The organism is Roseateles sp. NT4 (assembly GCF_051857475.1).
In the GTDB taxonomy this organism is placed as follows: domain Bacteria; phylum Pseudomonadota; class Gammaproteobacteria; order Burkholderiales; family Burkholderiaceae_C; genus Pelomonas.
In genome coordinates this window covers 142,849-161,952 of the sequence record NZ_JBPZGZ010000006.1, presented here as the reverse complement: position 1 = coordinate 161,952, position 19,104 = coordinate 142,849, and the positions used below count along the sequence as shown (strand labels likewise).

The 19,104-nt window shown below is 65.1% G+C and carries 25 protein-coding genes; all 25 read right to left on the bottom strand.

Going from position 1 to position 19,104, the window contains the following annotated elements:
• Positions 1-65: 65 nt before the first annotated feature.
• Genes ACS5PN_RS28020 through fliQ form a run of 25 tightly spaced genes read right to left on the bottom strand, consistent with a single transcriptional unit; the run spans position 66 to position 19,026 of the window.
• The gene (locus ACS5PN_RS28020; protein ID WP_439467331.1) at positions 66-695 is read right to left on the bottom strand and encodes a sigma-70 family RNA polymerase sigma factor; all 630 of its coding nucleotides are present in this window, start codon (positions 693-695) and stop codon (positions 66-68) included.
• A 52-nt stretch (positions 696-747) separates the two neighbouring features.
• A complete protein-coding gene (gene fliP, locus ACS5PN_RS28015; RefSeq protein ID WP_439467330.1) occupies positions 748-1,482 on the bottom strand; it encodes a flagellar type III secretion system pore protein FliP in 735 nt (244 codons plus the stop codon).
• Complete coding sequence (locus ACS5PN_RS28010; protein ID WP_439467329.1) at positions 1,479-1,805, bottom strand: hypothetical protein; 327 nt, start codon at positions 1,803-1,805, stop codon at positions 1,479-1,481. The genes fliP and ACS5PN_RS28010 overlap by 4 nt, the downstream gene beginning before the upstream one ends.
• The gene (locus ACS5PN_RS28005) at positions 1,805-2,128 is read right to left on the bottom strand and encodes a FliM/FliN family flagellar motor switch protein (protein ID WP_439467328.1); all 324 of its coding nucleotides are present in this window, start codon (positions 2,126-2,128) and stop codon (positions 1,805-1,807) included. Before ACS5PN_RS28005 ends, ACS5PN_RS28010 begins: the two co-directional genes overlap by 1 nt.
• Positions 2,129-2,138: 10 nt before the next feature.
• On the bottom strand, positions 2,139-2,852 hold the full coding sequence (locus ACS5PN_RS28000) for a FliM/FliN family flagellar motor C-terminal domain-containing protein (protein ID WP_439467429.1): 714 nt from the start codon (positions 2,850-2,852) through the stop codon (positions 2,139-2,141).
• A gap of 5 nt (positions 2,853-2,857) precedes the next feature.
• Positions 2,858-4,072: a flagellar basal-body rod protein FlgF gene (flgF, locus tag ACS5PN_RS27995; RefSeq protein ID WP_439467327.1), complete on the bottom strand. Its 1,215-nt coding sequence runs from the start codon at positions 4,070-4,072 to the stop codon at positions 2,858-2,860.
• A 20-nt stretch (positions 4,073-4,092) separates the two neighbouring features.
• Entirely contained in the window at positions 4,093-4,476 is a 384-nt protein-coding gene (locus ACS5PN_RS27990; RefSeq protein WP_439467326.1) for a flagellar hook assembly protein FlgD, read from the bottom strand.
• On the bottom strand, positions 4,466-5,497 hold the full coding sequence (locus ACS5PN_RS27985; protein ID WP_439467325.1) for a hypothetical protein: 1,032 nt from the start codon (positions 5,495-5,497) through the stop codon (positions 4,466-4,468). Before ACS5PN_RS27985 ends, ACS5PN_RS27990 begins: the two co-directional genes overlap by 11 nt.
• On the bottom strand, positions 5,494-5,949 hold the full coding sequence (locus tag ACS5PN_RS27980; protein WP_439467324.1) for a hypothetical protein: 456 nt from the start codon (positions 5,947-5,949) through the stop codon (positions 5,494-5,496). The genes ACS5PN_RS27985 and ACS5PN_RS27980 overlap by 4 nt, the downstream gene beginning before the upstream one ends.
• Positions 5,946-7,262 (bottom strand): FliI/YscN family ATPase, encoded by a 1,317-nt coding sequence (locus tag ACS5PN_RS27975; RefSeq protein WP_439467323.1) that lies wholly within the window; start codon positions 7,260-7,262, stop codon positions 5,946-5,948. Before ACS5PN_RS27975 ends, ACS5PN_RS27980 begins: the two co-directional genes overlap by 4 nt.
• Positions 7,263-7,264: 2 nt before the next feature.
• On the bottom strand, positions 7,265-7,957 hold the full coding sequence (locus ACS5PN_RS27970; RefSeq protein WP_439467322.1) for a FliH/SctL family protein: 693 nt from the start codon (positions 7,955-7,957) through the stop codon (positions 7,265-7,267).
• Positions 7,954-8,403, bottom strand: coding sequence for a hypothetical protein (locus ACS5PN_RS27965; RefSeq protein ID WP_439467321.1), 450 nt, complete (start codon positions 8,401-8,403; stop codon positions 7,954-7,956). Before ACS5PN_RS27965 ends, ACS5PN_RS27970 begins: the two co-directional genes overlap by 4 nt.
• Positions 8,400-9,824, bottom strand: a complete 1,425-nt coding sequence (gene fliF / locus ACS5PN_RS27960; RefSeq protein WP_439467320.1) for a flagellar basal-body MS-ring/collar protein FliF — start codon at positions 9,822-9,824, stop codon at positions 8,400-8,402. Before fliF ends, ACS5PN_RS27965 begins: the two co-directional genes overlap by 4 nt.
• Before the next feature lie 3 nt (positions 9,825-9,827).
• Positions 9,828-10,139, bottom strand: a complete 312-nt coding sequence (fliE, locus tag ACS5PN_RS27955) for a flagellar hook-basal body complex protein FliE (protein ID WP_439467319.1) — start codon at positions 10,137-10,139, stop codon at positions 9,828-9,830.
• On the bottom strand, positions 10,139-10,567 hold the full coding sequence (locus ACS5PN_RS27950) for a flagellar basal body rod protein FlgC (protein WP_439467318.1): 429 nt from the start codon (positions 10,565-10,567) through the stop codon (positions 10,139-10,141). The genes fliE and ACS5PN_RS27950 overlap by 1 nt, the downstream gene beginning before the upstream one ends.
• Positions 10,567-10,929 carry a flagellar basal body rod protein FlgB gene (locus ACS5PN_RS27945; RefSeq protein ID WP_439467317.1) on the bottom strand — a complete coding sequence of 121 codons (363 nt, stop codon included), beginning with the start codon at positions 10,927-10,929 and terminating at the stop codon, positions 10,567-10,569. Before ACS5PN_RS27945 ends, ACS5PN_RS27950 begins: the two co-directional genes overlap by 1 nt.
• 17 nt (positions 10,930-10,946) lie before the next feature.
• Positions 10,947-12,050: a flagellar basal body P-ring protein FlgI gene (locus ACS5PN_RS27940; protein ID WP_439467316.1), complete on the bottom strand. Its 1,104-nt coding sequence runs from the start codon at positions 12,048-12,050 to the stop codon at positions 10,947-10,949.
• Position 12,051: 1 nt separating this feature from the next.
• The gene (locus ACS5PN_RS27935; RefSeq protein WP_439467315.1) at positions 12,052-12,735 is read right to left on the bottom strand and encodes a flagellar basal body L-ring protein FlgH; all 684 of its coding nucleotides are present in this window, start codon (positions 12,733-12,735) and stop codon (positions 12,052-12,054) included.
• Positions 12,732-13,418, bottom strand: coding sequence for a flagella basal body P-ring formation protein FlgA (locus ACS5PN_RS27930; RefSeq protein ID WP_439467314.1), 687 nt, complete (start codon positions 13,416-13,418; stop codon positions 12,732-12,734). Before ACS5PN_RS27930 ends, ACS5PN_RS27935 begins: the two co-directional genes overlap by 4 nt.
• Entirely contained in the window at positions 13,415-14,176 is a 762-nt protein-coding gene (locus tag ACS5PN_RS27925; protein ID WP_439467313.1) for a flagellar hook-basal body protein, read from the bottom strand. Before ACS5PN_RS27925 ends, ACS5PN_RS27930 begins: the two co-directional genes overlap by 4 nt.
• A gap of 1 nt (position 14,177) precedes the next feature.
• The gene (locus tag ACS5PN_RS27920) at positions 14,178-14,876 is read right to left on the bottom strand and encodes a flagellar hook-basal body complex protein (RefSeq protein WP_439467312.1); all 699 of its coding nucleotides are present in this window, start codon (positions 14,874-14,876) and stop codon (positions 14,178-14,180) included.
• Positions 14,873-16,915, bottom strand: coding sequence for a flagellar biosynthesis protein FlhA (locus ACS5PN_RS27915; protein ID WP_439467311.1), 2,043 nt, complete (start codon positions 16,913-16,915; stop codon positions 14,873-14,875). Before ACS5PN_RS27915 ends, ACS5PN_RS27920 begins: the two co-directional genes overlap by 4 nt.
• Positions 16,912-18,000: an EscU/YscU/HrcU family type III secretion system export apparatus switch protein gene (locus ACS5PN_RS27910; RefSeq protein WP_439467310.1), complete on the bottom strand. Its 1,089-nt coding sequence runs from the start codon at positions 17,998-18,000 to the stop codon at positions 16,912-16,914. The genes ACS5PN_RS27915 and ACS5PN_RS27910 overlap by 4 nt, the downstream gene beginning before the upstream one ends.
• Positions 17,997-18,755: a flagellar biosynthetic protein FliR gene (locus tag ACS5PN_RS27905; protein ID WP_439467309.1), complete on the bottom strand. Its 759-nt coding sequence runs from the start codon at positions 18,753-18,755 to the stop codon at positions 17,997-17,999. Before ACS5PN_RS27905 ends, ACS5PN_RS27910 begins: the two co-directional genes overlap by 4 nt.
• Positions 18,756-18,759: 4 nt before the next feature.
• The gene (gene fliQ / locus ACS5PN_RS27900) at positions 18,760-19,026 is read right to left on the bottom strand and encodes a flagellar biosynthesis protein FliQ (RefSeq protein WP_439467308.1); all 267 of its coding nucleotides are present in this window, start codon (positions 19,024-19,026) and stop codon (positions 18,760-18,762) included.
• Between the last annotated feature and the right edge of the window lie 78 nt (positions 19,027-19,104).

Below are 19,104 nucleotides of genomic sequence, written 5' to 3'. Positions count from 1 at the left end.
CAGCTTATATCTCTGGCCCGCAAAGGATGGCCGAGCTGCGGTCCGCGAGTCGATCGCTCCGGCCCCTAGAGTGCCTTGAGCTCGTGCAAGCGTTGACGCAGGCGTCGGAGCGCTGTGTGGTGGATTTGAGAGATCCGGCCCTTGGTCAGGCCCATGCCGAGCGCGATGTCTTCGAAGGCTTGCTGTTGAAAATAGTGCCTGTGGATCACGTTGCGCTCCGCTTCCGGCAGGCGCTCGGTCAGTTCGGCGAGTTGCCGGCGCATCTGCTTGAGTTCGATACGTGCGTAGGCGTTGTCCGGTGCCGCCGGCTCCTCCGCGGTGTCGTTTCCCGCTTCTTCGAGGATGAAGCCGAGGGATAGTCCGATCGCGAGGTCGGCCAGGCGATCAAGTGACGAACTCTCCGGCTCGGATTCCAGCGTGAGCGACTCCGCTCGTTCGCTCTCTTGGCTGCGGCGGAAAGCCAGCAGGCGCTGCAGCTCGCTGTAGCTCGGTAGGCCATTGAGGATGGCGCCTTCGATGCGGATTGCCGCGTAGGCCTCGAAGCGGACGCCGCGCGCCGGCGTGTAGCGGTCGATCGCCTCAAGCAGGCCTACCATGCCGAGCTGGACCAGGTCGGCGAACTCCAGTTCGGTACCGACCCTGCGCGAGTAGACGCGCGCGGCCAGGCGCCGCACGAGCGGCGCATAGCTGTCCACCAAGCTGGCCCGCACCGTAGGCGACTGGCGGTTCGCCCATCTCGAGTGCGGGTCAGTGGATGGTGCCGAGGAGAGATCGGGTGACGATGTTCCAGCCATCGATCAGCACGAACAGCAACAGCTTGAGCGGCACGGAGACCGTGGACGGCGGCACCATCATCATCCCGAGCGCCATCAGCACGCTGGCGACGATTAGGTCGATCAGCAGGAAGGGCAGGAAGATGATGAAGCCGACCTGGAAGGCCGTGCGCAGCTCCGACAGCATGAAGGCCGGGATGAGGTGGAGCATGCTGACGTCGGCCAGGCTTTGCGGGCGCGGGGCGTTGGCCAGCTCAATCATCAGCCCCAGATCCTGTTCCCGGGTCTGGCGGATCATGAACTCCTTCAGAGGCTCGATGCCTTTCTCGGCAGCCACCGCCATCTTGGTTCGGCCGCTCAGATAGGGCTGTATCGCGTCGTCGTTGAGCTTCTGCAGCACGGGCTGCATCGAGAACAGCGTCAGGAAGAGCGCCAGCGTCACGATGACCACGTTGGGCGGCGATTCCATCAGGCCGATGGCATGACGCAGCATGGACAGCACGACGACGATGCGCACGAAGCAGGTCATGCAGATCAATGCCGCCGGGATGAAGCTGAGGGCGGTGAGTCCAAGGAAAATCCGCAGTGCCGACGCCATTTCGGGCGACTGTGCGCTCTGCTCGACCAGGCTCATGGGCGTGGCTGGGGCGGACCAGGCCGAGACTCCCAGCAGCAAGGCCAGCAGCGTCAACCAGCGAAGCAGCTTCACGCCCGCTCTCCTTCGGCGTCGTCGCGTAGACATTGGGTACCCGCTGGCCCGACGCTGAGCAGCAAGCGCCGGCCGTCGTACCGCGCTACCACCAACTGAGTCTGGGCGGTGAGCGCCTTGCGCTCCAGCACTTCGACCATGCCGGCCTCCTTGCGCCAGGGCGGGTTGCCGCCACGTCGCTTCAACACCAGCACCAGCACGGCGAGCAAGGCGATGCACAGCATCAGCGTGACACCCCACTGGGCACCGCTGGGCATCGCTTCGTCATCGACCTGCTTGAAGGGCAGGGCCGCGGCGCTGGCAGTCGTGGCAGGCGGGTTCATCAGGCCTCCCCGCCGGGCGTGTCGGCCGCCGCCACCTGGGTGATGCGAATGCCGAACTGGTCACCGACCGCGACGAGCTCGCCGCGTGCGATCAGGGTATCGCCGAGCATCACGTCGAAGGGCGCGTTCAGTGCCGCATCCAGCGTGAGGACGGCACCTTCCTTGAGCGCCAGGATGTCGCCGACCTGGCTGACGGCGCGGCCGGCGATGACGGTCAGCTCGGTCTTGACGCCAGCCAGCGCGGCCAAGCGCTGGGCGGGTGCGGCAGATCGCGAGCCCGGCTGGTCGTTCAGGGGAGGAAGTTCGACGGATTGGACGGACATGGCAAATGAATCAAGAAGGAGTCGCCCAGCGCACGGCACGCTGGGTCGAGTCGCGCGAAGCACCGAGATGGGCAGTCAACGCTAGGGCGCTGCCGGGTGACACGAGGCGTAGCGGTGCGGCCAGTTCTTCGTTCAGAACCAGCACGTCCCCCGGCGCGAGTTGCAGGAGATCGTTGACGTTCAGGCTGGTGTGACCCAGCTCGGCCACCAGGTGGACCGGAAGCGATGCCGTGACGGCCTCGAGATTCATGGTGGACAGCGGGGGCGACGCGGGACGGCGCAGCCGGCCGGTCTGGATCAATTGGTCGTTCGACAGGAAGACGCCGCAGTGCTTGCCAAGCATCTCGACAGTCACCGCGATGCCTCGATGGCCGGGGCATGGCTGTGAAGCGCCGTCCGCAATGGTGCTCTGCGGCGCGAAGGAATTCCGCAGCGGTTCCTGCAGGCGCTCACTCATCCTGCGTACGACGCCCTCGACCACAGGCGAGTCGATGCGGTTATTGAATACGGCCTGGGCCAGCGCGCCTCGCCAGGCAGCCGAAGGCGGCGCGAGGAGGTCGATCGCATCCGGCGACAGTGCCGACTCTCCCGCCGACACACGTCGCGCTCGCACTGGACCGGTCGCCGGCAAGCCCCAGGCCTGGGTCCAGGCGGTGAACAGCTCCTGCAGCTCGGCCGCCAACTGTTCGCACAGTGACTCCGGCAGCCACAGGATGCCTTGCACGGTGCTCAACGGTGGCCCTTCATGTCGAAGAGGTCCTGCAGCAGCTCGTTGGCCGTCGAGACGATGCGCGATGAGGCCTGATAGCCGCGCTGCGCCACGATGAGGTCGGAGAACTCCGTCGCGAGGTCGACGTTCGAACCTTCGATCTGGTTGGAGCCAATGCTGCCGTAGCCACCCTGGTTCGCGACGCCGACGTGGATGCCTTGGCGCGAGGCGTAGGTGAAGCTACCTGCGCTCTCGGGATGCAACTGGCTGTTGGCGTCGAAGCGGGCGAGGGCCACCTTGGGGCCGGTGGTCTTCTGGCCGTTCGAGTAGGACAGCGTCATGGTGCCGTCCGCCTCGAAGCTGACGTTGTTGAGCGATCCGACGCCGTATCCGTCCACCTTGCCGACGGCGAGGCTCGAGGTGGAGCCCATGTTGAAGTCGGTCACGTTATTGGAGAAGTCGAGCTTGATGTTGCTGGTGGATGCGCCCCGGGGGCCGTAGCTGAAATTGACGAAGTCGAACCCCGGCATGATCTGACCGCCAGCGCTGAACTTGATTTCGCCGCTGCCGACTTCCGTCGTCCCATCCAGTACTTTGACGACGAAGGTGTCGTTCGTGGCGGTCTTGGGCGTGAAAGTCAGCTTCAGGGCATGCTCACCGCCGAGCGAATCAATCACCTTGACGCTGGCGATGTCGAATTTGTTGGTAGTGGTGTTGGTGAAGAGATCCGACGATAGATTGCCGGACAAGGTCACCGTGGTCGTGACCTTTGAGGGGTTGATGCGAAGACCGTTCAGTCCAATGGGTACTTGGGCACCGCCGGTATCCAGTCCGACAACCTGGTTTTCCGTGCCGCGCACCACTAGGTCGCCGTCCTTGTTGAACTCGAACTGTCCTGCCCGCGTGTAGTGGGGTTCGCCGGTGCCCTTGTCCCTGACGATGAAAAAGCCCTCGCCGGCGATGTTGAGATCGAGCGGGTTGCCGGTTTGACGCAGCTCGCCGACGTGGAAGTTCACCGCGGTCTGGCCCAAGCTCACACCGCCGCCGAAGTGGGTGTTGCCGTCGGCGTTCTGACCACTGCCGTCGCCGGGATCGGCGTAGTACAGGTTCGCGAACACGGAGCTGCTGGACTTGAAGCCGGGTGTGTTGAGGTTGGCGATGTTGTTGCTGATGACCTTCAGGCCTTCGGAGAACGTCTGCAGGCCGCTGGTACCGATGAAGATGGAGTCGAGCATGGTGGTCCCTGTGAAGTCGTTTATTTGACGGCCGTGACGTTGGCCAGCGAGATGTCGGTGACGAAAGCCCCGGTGCTGGGAATCTTGATGGTCAGGCGAGGTTCACCGGAGGTGAACGAAAGCGCAGTCACCGTGCCGCTGGAATTGCCCGTTTCCGCTGAAACGTCGACAGTCTTGCCGAGCAATCCCACGGAGTGCATGGACGCCTGCGCCGTCAGCAGTGAGCCGAGCTTGTCGTTCATTTCCTGCGTTTGCTGCAGCGACGTGAACTGGGCCAGTTGACTCACGAATTCCTGGTTGTCCATGGGCTTGAGCGGATCCTGATTGCCCAACTGGGCGACGAGGATCTTCAGGAAGTCCTGAATGCCGATCTGGGCGGCTGCGGTGGCGGCATCAACGGCCATGGGGGCGCTCCTGCGAAGGTGTAGGGGTGGATTGGGTCTGGCCGTTTGGCGTCGAATGGGAGGTCGTCGCCGTGCCAGCCTCATTGCGTGCGTTGCGATGCTTCTGGCCGTTGACCACGACCTGCACGCGGGCGTAGCCCGCTTCCATCAAGGCGCGGGCCAGGCCGTCTGCGGCGAGGCGCGACTGCGAACTGCTCAGTTCCGCGTCGCGCACCGAGGCGAGCACGGATTGGTCGTCGGTTTCGCGGAGCATCAACCGGCGAGGGCCAGTATTCGCATCCTCCTGCGGCGCCTTGGCGTTTTGGCGCGAAGTCGATGCGGCGTTCTTTCTGTGCGTTTCGGAACCCGGTGCCGTCTGCGGCATACCGGGCATCAGACCCAGGGTCGGCGACTTGGCGCCGGTCGGCGCGGAGGCTGTGGCGGTCTGCATCGCGGCGATTCGGTCGTCGGAATCTGCTACTGCTTCGGCCGCGCCAGCCACTGGCGATTGAGGGAGGAAGCCATTCGCCATCTGGACAAGGGCAGCGCCGGCGACCTGCTGATAGGCCGCCAAGTCGCTGCCCGCCGTTGCCGCCCCGACCTCACCTCGAGAGCCGGCGAGGCCAGCGGGAACTGCACCTTCCATGGGTCTTGGTGACCCGGAGGGTGCCGCGACCTTGCCTTCAGGAGCGCGGACGGCTGCCATTTCATGCCCTGCCATGAGTGCGGCATTCATCCTCGCGCTCGAATCGCTGCGAGATGTCTCGGCAGCGTTTAATCGAGCCGGTTGGGTCGTCGCGCGCGCGCTCTGCGGGCCTACGGAATTCCCTGTCTGGTCGAGAGGAAGACTCTTCGTCAGGTCATGGGAATCGGTCTGCGGCTGTTCTTCAGGTGTGGGAGCAGCCTGCGCCTGCAGTTGGTCGGCGACTGTCCAGTTGTCGAGCCACTGCCGCTCCAGGTCCTGCATCAAGCGGCGCTGGAGCGCCGCACCTTCATCGGGCCGGCTAACCGCTGAAGGTTTACTGCTTTGCACGAATGTCATGTCCGTTCATCCTTTGCAAGTTGTCCTAGCAACCAGGCCTCAGCCATGGCCTGGTGTTCGCGGCCACGGGCCTCGTGGGCGTGGCGCGAAGCCGCGCGCTCCGTCACTCGCTTGAGCATGTGATGGGTGGAGTGGCTGGTTTTGAGCTGAGCCGTAGCGGCGTCAAACGCGTTTTGCGCTTGCTGCTGTGCTTGCGCCGTTGAGGTGGCGCGCTGCTCCAGATGCCCATGAAAGCGCTGGTAGGCCGAGTCGAGGTCTGGGTCCAGTCGGGCTGTGCTGCGCTGTTTCACCCAGGCGGCTGACAGACTGCTCAATGCATGGCTCGCGTGTTCCTGGTGTTCGGAGGCTTCTTCAAGTGCCTCACGCGCACGCGCAGTCCCCTGCTGATGCGTCAACTTCTGCGCTTCATAGGCACGCACCGCGGTGTGGAGCCAGGTCTTGCGTGGCTTCATGAGGTCCCGTCTCCTTTGGCAAGAGCCCGTTCCAGCGAGCTTCGGGTCTGGGCTCGCACCGAACGGTCATCCGGCCGCTGGCGCAGGAAACCCGAGATGCGCTCCCAGTTGGCCAGGGCATGGTCCAGCTTGGCATTGCTGCCGGCCTTGTAGAGGCCCATGTCGACCATTTCGTGCTGGCGCTTGTGTACCGCGAGTAGGCCACGCAGTTGCTGGGCGAGCGTCAGATCCTGCGGCGCCAGCAGGTCGCTATCCAGACGGCTCACGCTCTGCAGCACATCGATGGCGGGGTAGTGCGATTCGTTGGCAAGGTCGCGGCTGAGCACGATGTGGCCGTCCAGCGTCGCGCGCAGGGCGTCGGCCACCGGTTCGTTGACGTCGTCGCCTTCCACGAGCACGGTGTAGAGCGCGGTGATGGATCCCGTTCCGTCCAGCCCGCCGCAGCGCTCGCAAAGCGCGGGAATGGCCGAGAAAACGGATGGCGTGTAGCCGCGAGCCGTCGGCGGCTGGCCCGCGGCCAAGTCGATTTCTCGCCTCGCCATGGCAAATCGAGTGACCGAGTCCATCATCAAGAGCACCTGACGACCTTCATCGCGGAAGTACTCGGCGATGCTGGTGGCGGCGTAGGCAGCGCGGGCTCGCACCACGGCCGGTTGTTCCGCGGTCGCGACCACGACGATGGTGCGGGCGCGGGCTTCCGCGCTGAGGCGCTTTTCCAGGAACTCCTGAACCTCGCGGCCCCGCTCGCCGATCAAGGCGATGACGGCGACATCGGCGGTCATGTTGCGCGCCAGCATGCCCAGCAGCGAACTCTTGCCGACGCCGCTGCCTGCAAAGATGCCGAGTCGCTGCCCCCGACCGAGAGGAAGTAGCGCATCGATGGTGCGGATGCCCGTCTCCAGCGACTCGCGAATGGGCGTGCGGCTCATGGGGTTGATCGGGTCGGGATGCAGCGGCATGTCGCGCTGCGCTCCACGCAGCGCCGTGCCATCAAGTGGCCGCGCGAATGCATCAACCACTTGCCCCAGAAGGCCAGTACCGACGGTGACGCTGGGCTGCACGTCCAGCGCCAGCACCTCGGCGCCGACGGTCAGCCCCTTGCAATGGCCATAGGGCATCAGCATCACCCGCTCGTCATGGATGGCGACCACTTCAGCCTCGATGTGTTCGCCCTCCGGTGTGCGCAACTCGCACACCTCACCCAGGGCGACGGCTGGGCCGACCGACTCCACGCCGAGATCGGTCACGCGCGTGACCCGGCCGATGCGCCTGTACAGGCGCAGCTGGCTGAGAGATTGAGGCCACGACGACATGGTCAGTTCGCCTGGCCTGCGAGGCGCGCGGTGTCGAGCAACTCGCGCAGCAATTCGAGTTGGACCTCGAGGCGGGCGTCGAGGGTCTGGTGAGCCGACTGCACGAGGCAGCCGCCGAGCTGGATGCGCTCGTCCGCCGCCAGTTTTACGTGCGCCGGCCAGACGTCGTCATGAACGTCCAAGGCGGCCAGATCCTTGGCGTGAAGCAGGACGGTCAGTGGCTCGTGCAGCTTGGCGTCGGCGAGCACCTGCAACACGGCAGCGGTCACCAACTCGCGCGACTGCTGGCCCAGCAGTCGGCAGACTGCCACGAAGGTCCATTCCGTGAGTTCGGCCTGCAACTGATCGCGCAGACTCTGGGCCTGCTGCGCCAGGGCGACGGCTAAGCCACGCCATTTCTCGGAGTTCTCCCGGGCCTGTTTTTGCCGGAAGGCCTCGAGCTCGGTCTCCAGCTGTGCTTTGGCCTGACGCTGAGCGTCTTCCCGCGCGGTGGCTTCGGCCTTCTTTCGCTCGAGCGCCGCACCTTCTTCCCGGCCTTGGGCAAGGCAGCGTTCTGCCAGGGCTTGCAGCTCGGCCTCGCTGATCCAACGTCCGGGCTCGCGCGGCGCTTCGGGCGCCATCTGCACAGGCGCGCCCCCGAGCAGCACGCGAGGCTGGTCGGCGTTGGCGACGTGGGTGGCTTTGAGGATGTTCATGCAGCGTTTCCTGCGGCGACTTCCCGCCAGCTTTCAAGCAGCGCCTGTCGCAACGTCGGCGTCCAATCGGGTGCGGCGACGGCGCTGGGCAACGCCTGCAGCTGCGCCTGCCTGTGCGTGAGCACGTTGGCGCGCTCGGTGGCTCCCAACGAGGCCAACAGCAGGCTTTGCAGGGCAGGGGGCTCGCGCTCCAGCGCCAGGCAGAGCCCCCGAGCCTCTTCCTCAGAGAAAACCGACGATGCGGCCGGTTGACTGAGCGCGGCGCGGATGACGCCTTGATCGGGCGGAATGCCGAGCTCCTTCAACTCCACGAGCAGCGCGTCCAGCGCCTCTCGCTGAGCCGGGGACAGGCGCTGCAGCAACCACGCGCGATCCTCTGCACTCAGTGCATGGAGGGCGAGGGCTGCGCGACGCAGTCCGCTCGATGTGTCCAGATCAGGGCTCACGCCTGTGGCTCCAACCACTGCTGGACCTTGGCCAGCAAGGCCTCTCGCTCGCGAGGCTCCAGCGGCGCCGGCGTGGGTGTTGGCGGCTGCCGGCGCGTCCACCACAGAACCCCGATCACCAGGGCGGTGAGTGCCAACAGCACGGCGAGCACCTTGGCGACGACCGCCGAGGAGTGCTCTTCGACGGGCAAGGCGGTCGCTGCCGGCCTGATTGCCGGCGGGGTGACCGAGGGCATTGGCACGGAAGCCGACGGCGTGGGTGTCATGGCTGAGCCCAGGTCGGCCATGGAATGCACGGTCACCACGTCACCGCGCGACGGCTGCAGGCCGACTGCGGTGGCCACGAGCTGTCGCACGCGAGCCAGTTCGGCTTCGCCCAGCGGTCGTTTCACGACCACGGCAACGTTCAGGTGAGCGATTTGACCGCCCTGCGACACCGTCTGAGCGACGCGCTTGCCGGTCTGGTAGTCGGTTTCCTGTGTCAGGACCTGGGCGGCGGTGCTGGCACCGTTTGCGTCGCTGGGCGGCTCCTTGGTGATGGTGCGCTCGCGGGTGATGGTGCCTGCCGGGTGGCTGCCACGCTCAGCTTGCGGGGTGCCCAGCACTTCTTCCGTCGTGACGCGCGACTGGTCGTGGTTCAGTACGACGTCGATGGCGACCATGGCTTCGCCGGGTTTGAACATCTGGTCCAGCAGGCGGGTGGCCTTGCGAGTCAGATGACCCTCCAGGTTTTGCCGGGCATCGAGCTGGCCGCCTGCCAGGGCTGCATCCTCGCCGCCGGCGCGCGACAGCACCACGCCGTGCTGGTCGAGCACGGTGACGTCCTCGGCCTTGATCTCAGGCACCGAGGCAGCGAGCAGTCGCTGGATGCCGGCCACCTGCTCGGCGTTCAGCGACTGGCCGCCCTTGAGCGATACGGTGACCGAAGCCTTGGCCTTGGGGCCATCCTTGCGGAACAGCGTTTGGTCCGGCAGCGCCAGATGGACGCGCGCGTCCTGCACTTGGTCGATGGCGAGAATGGTGCGCGTCAGTTCGCCCTGCAGAGCACGCTGGTAATTGACCTTCTGCACGAAGTCACTGACGCCGAAGTCCGCGTTGTTGAACAGCTCGAACCCTACGGCCCCGTGCAAGGGCAACTGCTTGCCCATCAGGGCCATGCGGGTGCGATGCACGTTGTCGGCGCCAACCAGAATGGCACGGCCGTCCTCGCTGATGCTGTAGGGCTGCTTGAGCTTGTCGAGCTCGGCGGTGATCACGGCCGCGTCCCGCTCGGCGAGATCGCTGAAAAGCACGGCCTTGGGCGTGCGTTGAGCCCACCAGGCGAGCAGCAGCACGGCGGCGAGGATGGCCACGAGACCGACACCGAAGCCCGCCTTCTTTTGCATCGACCAACCGTCGAAGAAACCTTGTTTGTCTTCCATCACTTAAACCTGCATGCGCATCACATCCTGATACGCCTCCAACACTTTGGATCTCACTTGTGACGCCACCTGCATCGCCAACCGCGCCTGCTCCAGCTGCAGCATGACCTCGTGAAGGTTTTCGGCGGTACCGGTTGCCAGCTTCTGGATGCCTTGCTCGGCCGTCACCAATTGGGTGTTGAGGCTGGACACCTCCTGTTCCACCCAATTGGCGAAGCCCGGTGCGGCATTGCTTGCGGTGGGAGTGGCGGCTTGCAAGGTCAGCGGTTGCGCGGCACCCACAGCGCCGATGGCGTCAATCGAGAACGGATTCATCACTGGCCTCCCAGATCGAGGGCCTTGGCCGCCATCGCGCGAGCCGTGCTTGCCACGGCCACGTTCGCTTCATAGGCACGCAGCGCAGTGCTGACGCTGACCATTTCGGTGGCCTGATCGACGGCGGCATACGCGACGAAGCCCTGGGCGTTGGCGTGGGGATGACCTGGGTCATGCACGAGCCTCGGCGCCAGGTCGGCGGCCACTAGCTTGACTTCGCGGGGCAGCAGGGCGGGTTCGGCCAAACCCATGGCACGGCTGAAGTTCACTTGCAGGGGCTGTGCCACCACCTTTTGGGCGGCGTAGGGCGCTTGGCCGGCGGGAACGCTGGAGTGCATGTTGGCGAGGTTGAGCGCGGCGACGTCCACGCGGCGCTTCTCGAGGTCCATGCCGGCAGCGGCAATCTGAAAGACGGCGCGGTAGTCCATCAGCGACGACCTTCCTGCACGGCAACGGAGAGGATGCTCAGCTGCCGCCCCATGGCCTTCAGCAGAGCCTGGTACTGCAAGCTGTTGCTGGAGAGTGCGGCCATTTCCTCGTCGAGTGCGATCGGATGACTCGCCGACTCGGTCATGAGCTGGGGCGTGGGCACGTCTTCAGCCTTGAAGCCCTGGCCGGATGCCACTTCGGCGGGCAGGTTGCCCATCAGCTCCTCGAATTGCACGCGCAGTGCCTGCGCTCCCGCCACATTGGCGTTGGCGATGTTCTGCGCAATGGCTTGATGGCGCATGGCGCCTGCGTCGAGTGCGCGGCTGACGAGTTGCAGCGTGGCGGGGTCGATGAAGTTCATTTGTCGCTCTCCCTGGATTACTGGACGATCAGCTCGGCGTGCAGGGCACCTGCAGCCTTGATCGCCTGGAGGATGGAAATCATGTCGCGCGGGGGCGTCTTGCCCTTGGCGAGCAACTGCACGAGGTCGGTCACGCGGGTCGGACCTGCCGGCACGAACTTGGGCGTGGCCGGCTCTTGAACGCGCAGCTGGCTGTTGGTGTAGACCTCGGTGCGAACGCCGGAGCCGGGTGAGCGAAGCAGCACTGGCTGAGACACGGCGGTCTCGGCGGTCACCGTCACCTTGGTCTCGCCGACGACGACGGCTACAGGCGAGATGCGGACGTCGCCGCCCGCCACGAGCGTGCCGGTGCGCTCGTTGATCACGACTCGCGCCCGGTGGTCGGGTTCCACCGACAGCCCCTCGACCTGGCGCACGAAGGCAGGGACCTTGGTGCGATAGGCCCGCGGTACCTGCACATCAATGGCGCCGGCATCGCGCACCTCGGCCACTTCGGCACCGAAGCTTTCGTTGATGCGGTCCGCCATGCGGCCGGCAGTGCCGAAATCCGCCTGGTTCAGGACCAGCGAAAGCACTGGCTGGGCGTCGGCGACTTCGTCGAGTGCGGCCTCGACCGTGCCCCCGCCACTGACCAAGCCGGCCGTCGGATGGTTCTTCTGAACCTGGTTGCCCTGGGCATCGTGGCGGAAACCTCCGACGGTGAGCGCACCTTGGGCCAGCACGTAGACGCGACCGTCGGCGCCCTTGAGAGGGGCCATCAACAATGTCCCGCCTTCCAGGCTGCGCGCGTCACCGACCGAGCCGACGTTGACGTCCACATGGTCGCCGGGGCGCGCGTAGGCCGGTAGGCTGGCCGTGATCATCACGACGGCGACGTTGCGGCTGGTGATGTCGTCCGAGGCGATTGCCAGGTCGAATCGGTTGAGCAGGTTTGAAAGCGTGACTCGCGTGGCCTTGCTTCGGGCGCTGTCACCCGAACCGGACAGGCCGGTGACCACGCCGTAGCCGACCAGGGCGTTCTCGCGCTGGGAGCTGACGCGGGCCAGATCCTTGAGGCGCACGGACTGGGCCTGGGTCAGCAGGCTGCAGGTCAGTAGAAAGACGGTAAGCAGGACTCGCATCTCAGATCCCGAACAAGCTAAGCAGGCGCTGCCACCAGCGCGGGCGTTGCAGGTCGCCCAGGACGCCATCGCCCACGAAAGCCAGCTTGGCTTCGGCCATGCGGCTGGACAGCACCGCGTTCTGTTCAGTCACGTCGCGTGGCCGCACACGCCCTTCGGCGCGGATGGTCTGCTTCTCGCCATTGATCTCGAGCAGTTGCTCACCGGCCACGCGCAGGTCGCCGTTGGGCAGCACCTCGCGGACCAGCACGGTGATCTGCGCGAGCACACGGCCGGCTCGCTGCGTGCGGCCGGCGCCGTTGTAGTCGTTGTTGACGGCAATGGCGGCGTTCTTGGTGCGACTGGGGAGACTGAGGCCGACGCCCACGTTGGAGTCGCGGTTGGAGCCGGTATCCGCCGAAGTGCTCGCGGAGGCTTCCTCATAGACCATCACTGTCAGCACCTCGCCCACTTGGAAGCGGCGCTTGTCGGCGGTCAGCGACTGGAACTGCGCATCGGAGTAGAGGCTGCCGTGAGCGCGGGGGCGCGGGGCCGGGCCGGCAGGCGCGACGGGGCTGACCGGCGCTGAGGCCGCTTCGTGGACGGCAGTGGCCGTCGGCTGCGTACCGAAATCGATGTCGTCGGCTGCCCAGGCGTGGGAGCAGAGGAGCACCGACAGGGGCAGCAGGTTCTTCAGTCTTTTCATTCGCTGTCCACCCTGAACGTCTGAGGATCCATCAGTCGGCCATCCAGCGCCGCCGTACGGCTGTTCGCCTGCACGCGTGCGCGCTCACCGATGCGTGCCGGTGCCAGCAACTGGGCCGGCAGGCGGATCTCAACGGCACCCTCGGTCAGAACCGCCGTGACGTGATCGCCCCGCTGCAACATGTCGTTGGGCACCAGGGCCGCGACGCTGAGGATGTCGCCAGACCGCAAAGATTGGCGAAGGCGGCCGGTGGGTGGGTGTTCGATATCGCCGGGTTGCACGGCCAGGCCTTCCGGCCAGCGGCGAGATTGCAATTCCATATCTCCAGGCTGCAACTGAGCGCCCGATTGCAGCGCATGCGTGCCCACCCAGGCTGGTGCCGTCCAGACGGTGGTCAGAGGCACTTGACGCACATAAGGCCGAGCGTTTCCCGACACGACGCGGACGGGCCAGGTCAAGGCGCCGCCGCGTGGAACCTGATCTCGGGGCCAGGGTGCGGCTTGGAGGGTGGCTGCTGCCGGAGGCTGGTAGCCGCCGGGTGCGCGGCAGCGGACTTCCACCTCCATCTCGTGGGCTTGCGCATACCGCTCCAGCTCCGCACGCGCCACTTCGCACAGCGGATCGGCGCTTGCGTATGCGTTGAACGCCGTGCTGAAGGCAGCCATAAAGGCGAGGCGTTTCATTTGCGCAGGTTGTTGGTCATGCCGGCGATCTCGTCCGCCGCCTGCATCACCTTGACGTTCATCTCGTAGGCACGCTGCGCCACCATCAGCTGCACCATCTCTTCCACCAGTTGGACGTTCGAGGCTTCCTGGAATCCTTGCTTCAAGCGACCTGCACCGGCTTCACCGGGAGGGGCCAGGACGGCGTCGCCGGATCCGGCGCTAGGTCGCCACAGGCCCTCGCCCACGGAGGTGAGCGCTGAAGGACTGGCGAAGACTGCGACGTCCAGGCGGCCGAGAGTTGTGGTGCGACCAGCGTCGTCGCGCCCGGTGACCTGGCCGTCCTCGGCAATGCTCACGCTGCGTACATCGGTGGGGACGTGGATGTGCTGACGGAGGACGAGACCATCGGAACTTGTCAGCAGCCTGTCGGCGTTGATCTGCAGACGCGCGCTGCGGGTGAAGGCCGGACTGCCGTCGGGCAGCTGCAATTCGATGAAGCCATCGCCTTGGATGGCGATGGACATCGTGTCGTCGACGCGGCGCAGTTCGCCCGCAGTGAAGGAGCGCTGAATCGAGCCGATCTTGACGCCAGCCGATGCGGTGGAGACGTCACCGGACTGCTGAGCGGCGGCGCCGGTACTGACCAGGTCGCCGAAGCGCAGGCTGCTTCGCTTGAAGCCCGGTGTGCTGGCGTTCGCGACGTTGTTGGCGATCGTGTCCAGCTGCGAGGTCTGGGCCTTCATGCCGGTCGCTGCGATGTAGAGGGCGTCATTCATTTCAGTTGTTCTCCCCCAGGCGACGGATGGCGGTCGCCTGCATGTCGTCGGCGGCTTGGAAAAGCTTCACCATGGTTTCGGCGTGCCGGGTGGTGGTCATCAGATTCACCATTTCCTGGCTTGGCACGACGTTGGATTGCTCCAGCTGGCCGCTACGCACGCCAACGACAGGCGTCTCGTTCTCCCACTGGCTGCTGTCCGCGGCGTAGAGCCCGTCGCCCAGCGACTGCAGGTTCTTGGCATTGATCAGGCGAAGTGCGTCGAGCACCTGGCCCTGCTGCTTGAGTTGCCCCTGGCCGTCGATTTCCAGCTCGCCGCGTTGGTCGGTGCGCAGGCTGATGGGACCACGGGAGCCGATCACCTTGTGGCCGCCGAGCGTGCGCAGCAGGCCCTGGGCGTCGATCTGCATGCTGCCCTGACGGCTCAACGCCTGGCTGCCGTCGTCCAGCTCGAGCAGCAGGTAGCGCCCTTCGGGCAGGGCGACATCCAATGTCTGGCCGGTCGCGTTGAGTTTGCCGGCCTTGCTGTCCGTCTGGACCTGCAGGTCTGCGGCCACGTCCATGAAGTCGGCGAAGGGCTTCTGCACCGCGATCTGGCGCTTGTAGCCGGTGGTGGAGAGGTTGGCGACGTTTTGGCTGGTCAGCTTGAGCCGATCCAGGTCTTGGCGCAGGCCGATAGCGGCGATGTCGAGGGTATTCATGCAGGTTTCTCCTGGGACGGCAGGCTGAGGCTGCCGAACGCCTTGAGGGGAATGAGGTTGGGCACCTCGGTGACCGCGAGGATGCGCATGTGAGGCACGGCGCGTTCGGTGAGCGCGCGCAAATGGCGGCGCAGGTCGGGAGCGCACAGCAGCACGGGCGGCAGGTTGCTGCGGACCATTTGTTCGGACAGTGCCACGGCCCGTGACAGCAATTGCTCCACGAAACGCGGATCCGTCGGCGTGGCGTCCTGCGTTCCCAGACGCAGGCGCTGCTCTACGCTCGGATCGAGCGTCAGCACTTGCAGGGATTGGGCTTCGCCCATCAGTTGCTGGCAGATCGAGGCGCCCAGCCGCTGGCGAACGGCCTCCGTCAGCAGCGATGCATCCTTGGTGCCGCGCCCCGCGTCTGCCAGTGTCTCGATGATGCTTTCGACGTGGAGGATGCTGACCTTCTCGCGCAGCAGGCTCTGCAGGACTTTCTGTACATCGACGACGCCGAGTACGGTCGGCACGAGCTCCTCGACCAAGCCGGGCTGCGCCTCACGCACACGGTTCAGCAACCGGTCCGTCTCAGCGCGTGTGACCAAGTTGGCGCAGTGCTGGCGCAGCGTCTCGCTGACGTGCGTGACAAAGACGGTGGGCGTATCGACCAGGGTGTAGCGCGCGGCACGAGCCTTCTCTCGTTCGGCCTCGTCAATCCAAACTGCCGGCAGGCCGTACGTAGGCTCGCGCGTTTCGATGCCCTTGATGTGCTTGGTGTCGCCGCTGGAATGAATGGCCAGGAGCTTGTCCTCATGCAACTCGCCGCGACCGTAGATGACGCCGTGGATCGCCAACTCGTACGCATTGGCTGCCAGGCGCGCTTCGTTGATGAAGCGCACTGTCGGCAACAACAGCCCGAATTCCTGGGCGAACTGCTTGCGCAGCGCTGCGATACGCTGCATGAAGATCGAATCCTCGCCTTGCGCAAGGCCCGTGAGCGCGCTGCCGATGCGCACCTCGACGGGGTACACGCGGGGCACCAGGTCATCGGTCTTGGGCTTGTCTTCGTCCTCGATCTCGGCTTCTGGCTCGTCCCCTTCGCGACGCCTCCATCCCGCTGCCAGCGCCAGTCCGGCCAGTACGGTGGCGACGGCGAGCACCGGCAATGCGGGAATGCCGGGCAGCGTCAGCAGCACGGCGAGGGCGCCGACGACCATCCAGATGGCTTTGGGAAAACTGGTCAGTTGCTTGACGACTTCGCCGCTGAGGTTGCTGTCGGAGGCCGAGCGCGTCACGATGATGCCGGTGCCGACCGAGATGACCAGCGCCGGAATCTGCGTGACGATGCCGTCGCCCACCGTGAGCAACGTGAAGGTCTGCAGCGCCTCGCTCCAGCCCATTCCGCGCTGCATGACGCCGATGACCAGACCGCCGACGATGTTGATGAGGAGGATGATGATGCCGGCAATGGCGTCACCCTTGACGAACTTGCTGGCGCCGTCCATGGCGCCGTAGAAGGCTGCCTGCCGTTCCAGTGTCTTGCGACGCCTTTGGGCTTCGGCCTGGTCGATGAAGCCCATGTTCAGGTCGGCATCGATGCTCATCTGCTGGCCGGGCATGCTGTCCAGCGTGAAGCGCGCGGCCACCTCGGACACCCGCTGCGCGCCGTTTGTCACGACGACGTACTGAACGACCACGAGGATCAGGAAGACGATCAGGCCGATGACGAAGTTGCCCGCGACTACGTAAGAGCCGACGGCCGCAATCACTTGACCCGCGCCAGCGTCCGTCAGGATCAGTCGGGTGGCCGCGACGTTCAGTGACAGCCGAAATAGCGTTGCGATCAGCAGCAGTGAAGGGAAGGTCGAGAACTCCACCGGCCGGTGCATGTAGAACGTCAGCATCAGCAGCGTGAGCGCGAAGCCGATGTTGGCGAGGATCAAGAAGTCCAATAGTGCGGCCGGGATGGGCGCAAACAGCACCGTCAGCACGCCGAGCACGAGGACGACAAGCAGTACGTCCGAGTGGCGACCAAAAACGTTGCGCAGGGTGTTCATGCGATGACCTTTGCTGCGTTGACTTCGCGCAAGCTGCGCATCCACACGAGGATTCGGGCCACCGGCGGATACCACTGCTCCGGCACGTAGCCGTCCTGTGGCACTTCCTTGTAGAGAGCCCGAGCAAGCCGCGGGCTATGAACGATGGGTACCCCTGCCTTGTTAGCGGCGCGACGGATCTGCAGAGCGAGCATGCCGGCGCCCTTGGCGATGACCAGCGGCGCCGGCGTTACGCCGTGCTCGTAACGCAGCGCTACTGCGACGTGGGTGGGATTGGTGACGACCACCTGCGCTTCGGGCACTTTGCGTACGGCTTTGGCCGACTTCAGGAACTGCATCCGGATCTCTCGCTGCCGGTTGCGGATGCGGGGATCGCCTTCGCGGTTCTTGTGCTCGTCTTCGACTTCGCGCTTGCTCATGCGCAGGTTGCGCAGGAACTCCCAGCGTACGAAGAGCAGGTCAAGCAGCACGAAGACGAGGAGCACAGCGCACAGCTTGGCCATCAGACCGCCTGTGGTCTCCGTCAGACGGAACAGAACCGCTTTGCCCGGCAGGCCCAGCAGCTTCAGCGCACCCGGCAGCAGGGTCTTGAGCGCGAGAAATGCCGTGCCCAGCAATGCGACGAGCTTCAAGGTGCTTTTGATCGCTTCGTAGATCACGCGCATCGAGAACAGCTTCTTGAAACCCTGGGCAGGATTCAGGCGCGTGAAGTCGGGCGTGATCGGAGCGGCGGAGAAAACCAACCCGCCGCTCTGCAGCAGACCCATCAGAACAGCGGCAATCACCACGGCAAAAAGCAGCGGTGCAAGCACGAGCAGACTCGCGTTGAGACCCTTCTCCATGAGCCGCGTTGCTTCTGCGGGATCGTTCAAGGCCGTGGGCGTTGCGTGCAGCCCGCGCGCCATCAAATGCGCCAGGCCCTTGATGGATGGCATGAGCAGCGCGTAGCTGGCCAGCATCGCCACGACGAGCACGGCGATGCTCGAGGCATCCACGCTGCGCGCGATCTGCCCACGCTTGCGCGCCTCGTCGAGCTTGTGCGGTGTGGCTTGCTCGTTGCGGTCGAGATCCTGGTCACGGCTCACGGAAGTACGCCTTGCCAGAAGTCGAAGATGCCGGCGTAGAGCCGCCTGAAGGTCGGAGCCAAGCCGGGTGCGGCAATGGCGAGTGTGGAAAGTCCAACCAGTGCCTTCACGGGCATGCCAATGAACAGCACATTCATCTGCGGTAGCACCCGAGACGTGAAATCAAGAACCACCTCGGTCAGCAGCAGCATGAAAAGCGCGGGTGCGACGATGACGACGGTCATGCCGAACATGGCGCCCATGGCACGGGCGAGGATGGTGGGATCTGGCAGGCGCCAGAGGCCGCCCGGCGGTACCCACTGCGTCACTTGGACGATGCCGCGCATCAGCGCGTGATGGCCATCGACACCAAAGAACACGGCCATGCCTACCATGGTCAGTGCGACGCCCATCACAGGCACGTTGGCGCGCGTCACGGGATCCAGCACGGTGGCCATGCCGAACCCCATTTGCAGGTCGAGCAGGCGTCCTGCCATCGCCAGCGTTGCGAAAGCCGCGTGTAGTGCCAAGCCGAGCAAAGTGCCCAAGACGACTTCGCTCAGCAGCAGCAGGCTGAGTCCTCCGAGGCTCGCAGGCACGCCAACGCGAAGTCCGAGCGCTGCGCACAGCGTTCCGGACAGCGCAAGCGTGAACAGCACCCAGAAGACAACAGGGGCCTTGATGGCCTGTGCGAGCGGGCTGAGCGTCAGCAGTGCGCCAAGACGTGCCCATAGCAGCAGCACGGCCACTGCCCATGCAGGGTCGATGAAGGGCATGAAATCAAACCAGCCGGGGAATGGCGCGGATCAAGGCGCTGCTGTATGCGACGAGCTGGCCCAGCATCCAAGGCCCAGCAATCACAAGCACTGCCACACTGGTGAGCAGCTTGGGGATAAAGGTGAGCGACATCTCTTGGATCTGCGTGACCACCTGGAAGATGCTCACGATCAGACCAACCAGCAGCACAGCCAATAGCAGCGGTGCCGAAATCGCCACTGCCTTCCACAGCAGTTCGGCGAAAAGATGCAGCGATACGTCTGGCGTCAAAGCGCCACCCTCCCTCAGTCAAGCCCCGGTTGCTCTTAATGTCGGCGTTGTTCGCCGATCAGAATGTAGGGATTGATT

Coding starts and splice junctions, on each gene's coding strand:
- ACS5PN_RS28010 (WP_439467329.1), bottom strand. CDS start 1,805: ATGAACCCGCCTGCCACGACTGCCAGCGCCGCGGCCCTGCCCTTCAAG.
- ACS5PN_RS28005 (WP_439467328.1), bottom strand. CDS start 2,128: ATGTCCGTCCAATCCGTCGAACTTCCTCCCCTGAACGACCAGCCGGGC.
- flgF (WP_439467327.1), bottom strand. CDS start 4,072: ATGCTCGACTCCATCTTCATCGGTACCAGCGGCCTGCAGACGTTCTCC.
- ACS5PN_RS27990 (WP_439467326.1), bottom strand. CDS start 4,476: ATGGCCGTTGATGCCGCCACCGCAGCCGCCCAGATCGGCATTCAGGAC.
- ACS5PN_RS27985 (WP_439467325.1), bottom strand. CDS start 5,497: ATGACATTCGTGCAAAGCAGTAAACCTTCAGCGGTTAGCCGGCCCGAT.
- ACS5PN_RS27980 (WP_439467324.1), bottom strand. CDS start 5,949: ATGAAGCCACGCAAGACCTGGCTCCACACCGCGGTGCGTGCCTATGAA.
- ACS5PN_RS27975 (WP_439467323.1), bottom strand. CDS start 7,262: ATGTCGTCGTGGCCTCAATCTCTCAGCCAGCTGCGCCTGTACAGGCGC.
- ACS5PN_RS27970 (WP_439467322.1), bottom strand. CDS start 7,957: ATGAACATCCTCAAAGCCACCCACGTCGCCAACGCCGACCAGCCTCGC.
- fliF (WP_439467320.1), bottom strand. CDS start 9,824: ATGGAAGACAAACAAGGTTTCTTCGACGGTTGGTCGATGCAAAAGAAG.
- fliE (WP_439467319.1), bottom strand. CDS start 10,139: ATGAATCCGTTCTCGATTGACGCCATCGGCGCTGTGGGTGCCGCGCAA.
- ACS5PN_RS27950 (WP_439467318.1), bottom strand. CDS start 10,567: ATGGACTACCGCGCCGTCTTTCAGATTGCCGCTGCCGGCATGGACCTC.
- ACS5PN_RS27945 (WP_439467317.1), bottom strand. CDS start 10,929: ATGAACTTCATCGACCCCGCCACGCTGCAACTCGTCAGCCGCGCACTC.
- ACS5PN_RS27940 (WP_439467316.1), bottom strand. CDS start 12,050: ATGCGAGTCCTGCTTACCGTCTTTCTACTGACCTGCAGCCTGCTGACC.
- ACS5PN_RS27935 (WP_439467315.1), bottom strand. CDS start 12,735: ATGAAAAGACTGAAGAACCTGCTGCCCCTGTCGGTGCTCCTCTGCTCC.
- ACS5PN_RS27930 (WP_439467314.1), bottom strand. CDS start 13,418: ATGAAACGCCTCGCCTTTATGGCTGCCTTCAGCACGGCGTTCAACGCA.
- ACS5PN_RS27925 (WP_439467313.1), bottom strand. CDS start 14,176: ATGAATGACGCCCTCTACATCGCAGCGACCGGCATGAAGGCCCAGACC.
- ACS5PN_RS27920 (WP_439467312.1), bottom strand. CDS start 14,876: ATGAATACCCTCGACATCGCCGCTATCGGCCTGCGCCAAGACCTGGAT.
- ACS5PN_RS27915 (WP_439467311.1), bottom strand. CDS start 16,915: ATGAACACCCTGCGCAACGTTTTTGGTCGCCACTCGGACGTACTGCTT.
- ACS5PN_RS27905 (WP_439467309.1), bottom strand. CDS start 18,755: ATGCCCTTCATCGACCCTGCATGGGCAGTGGCCGTGCTGCTGCTATGG.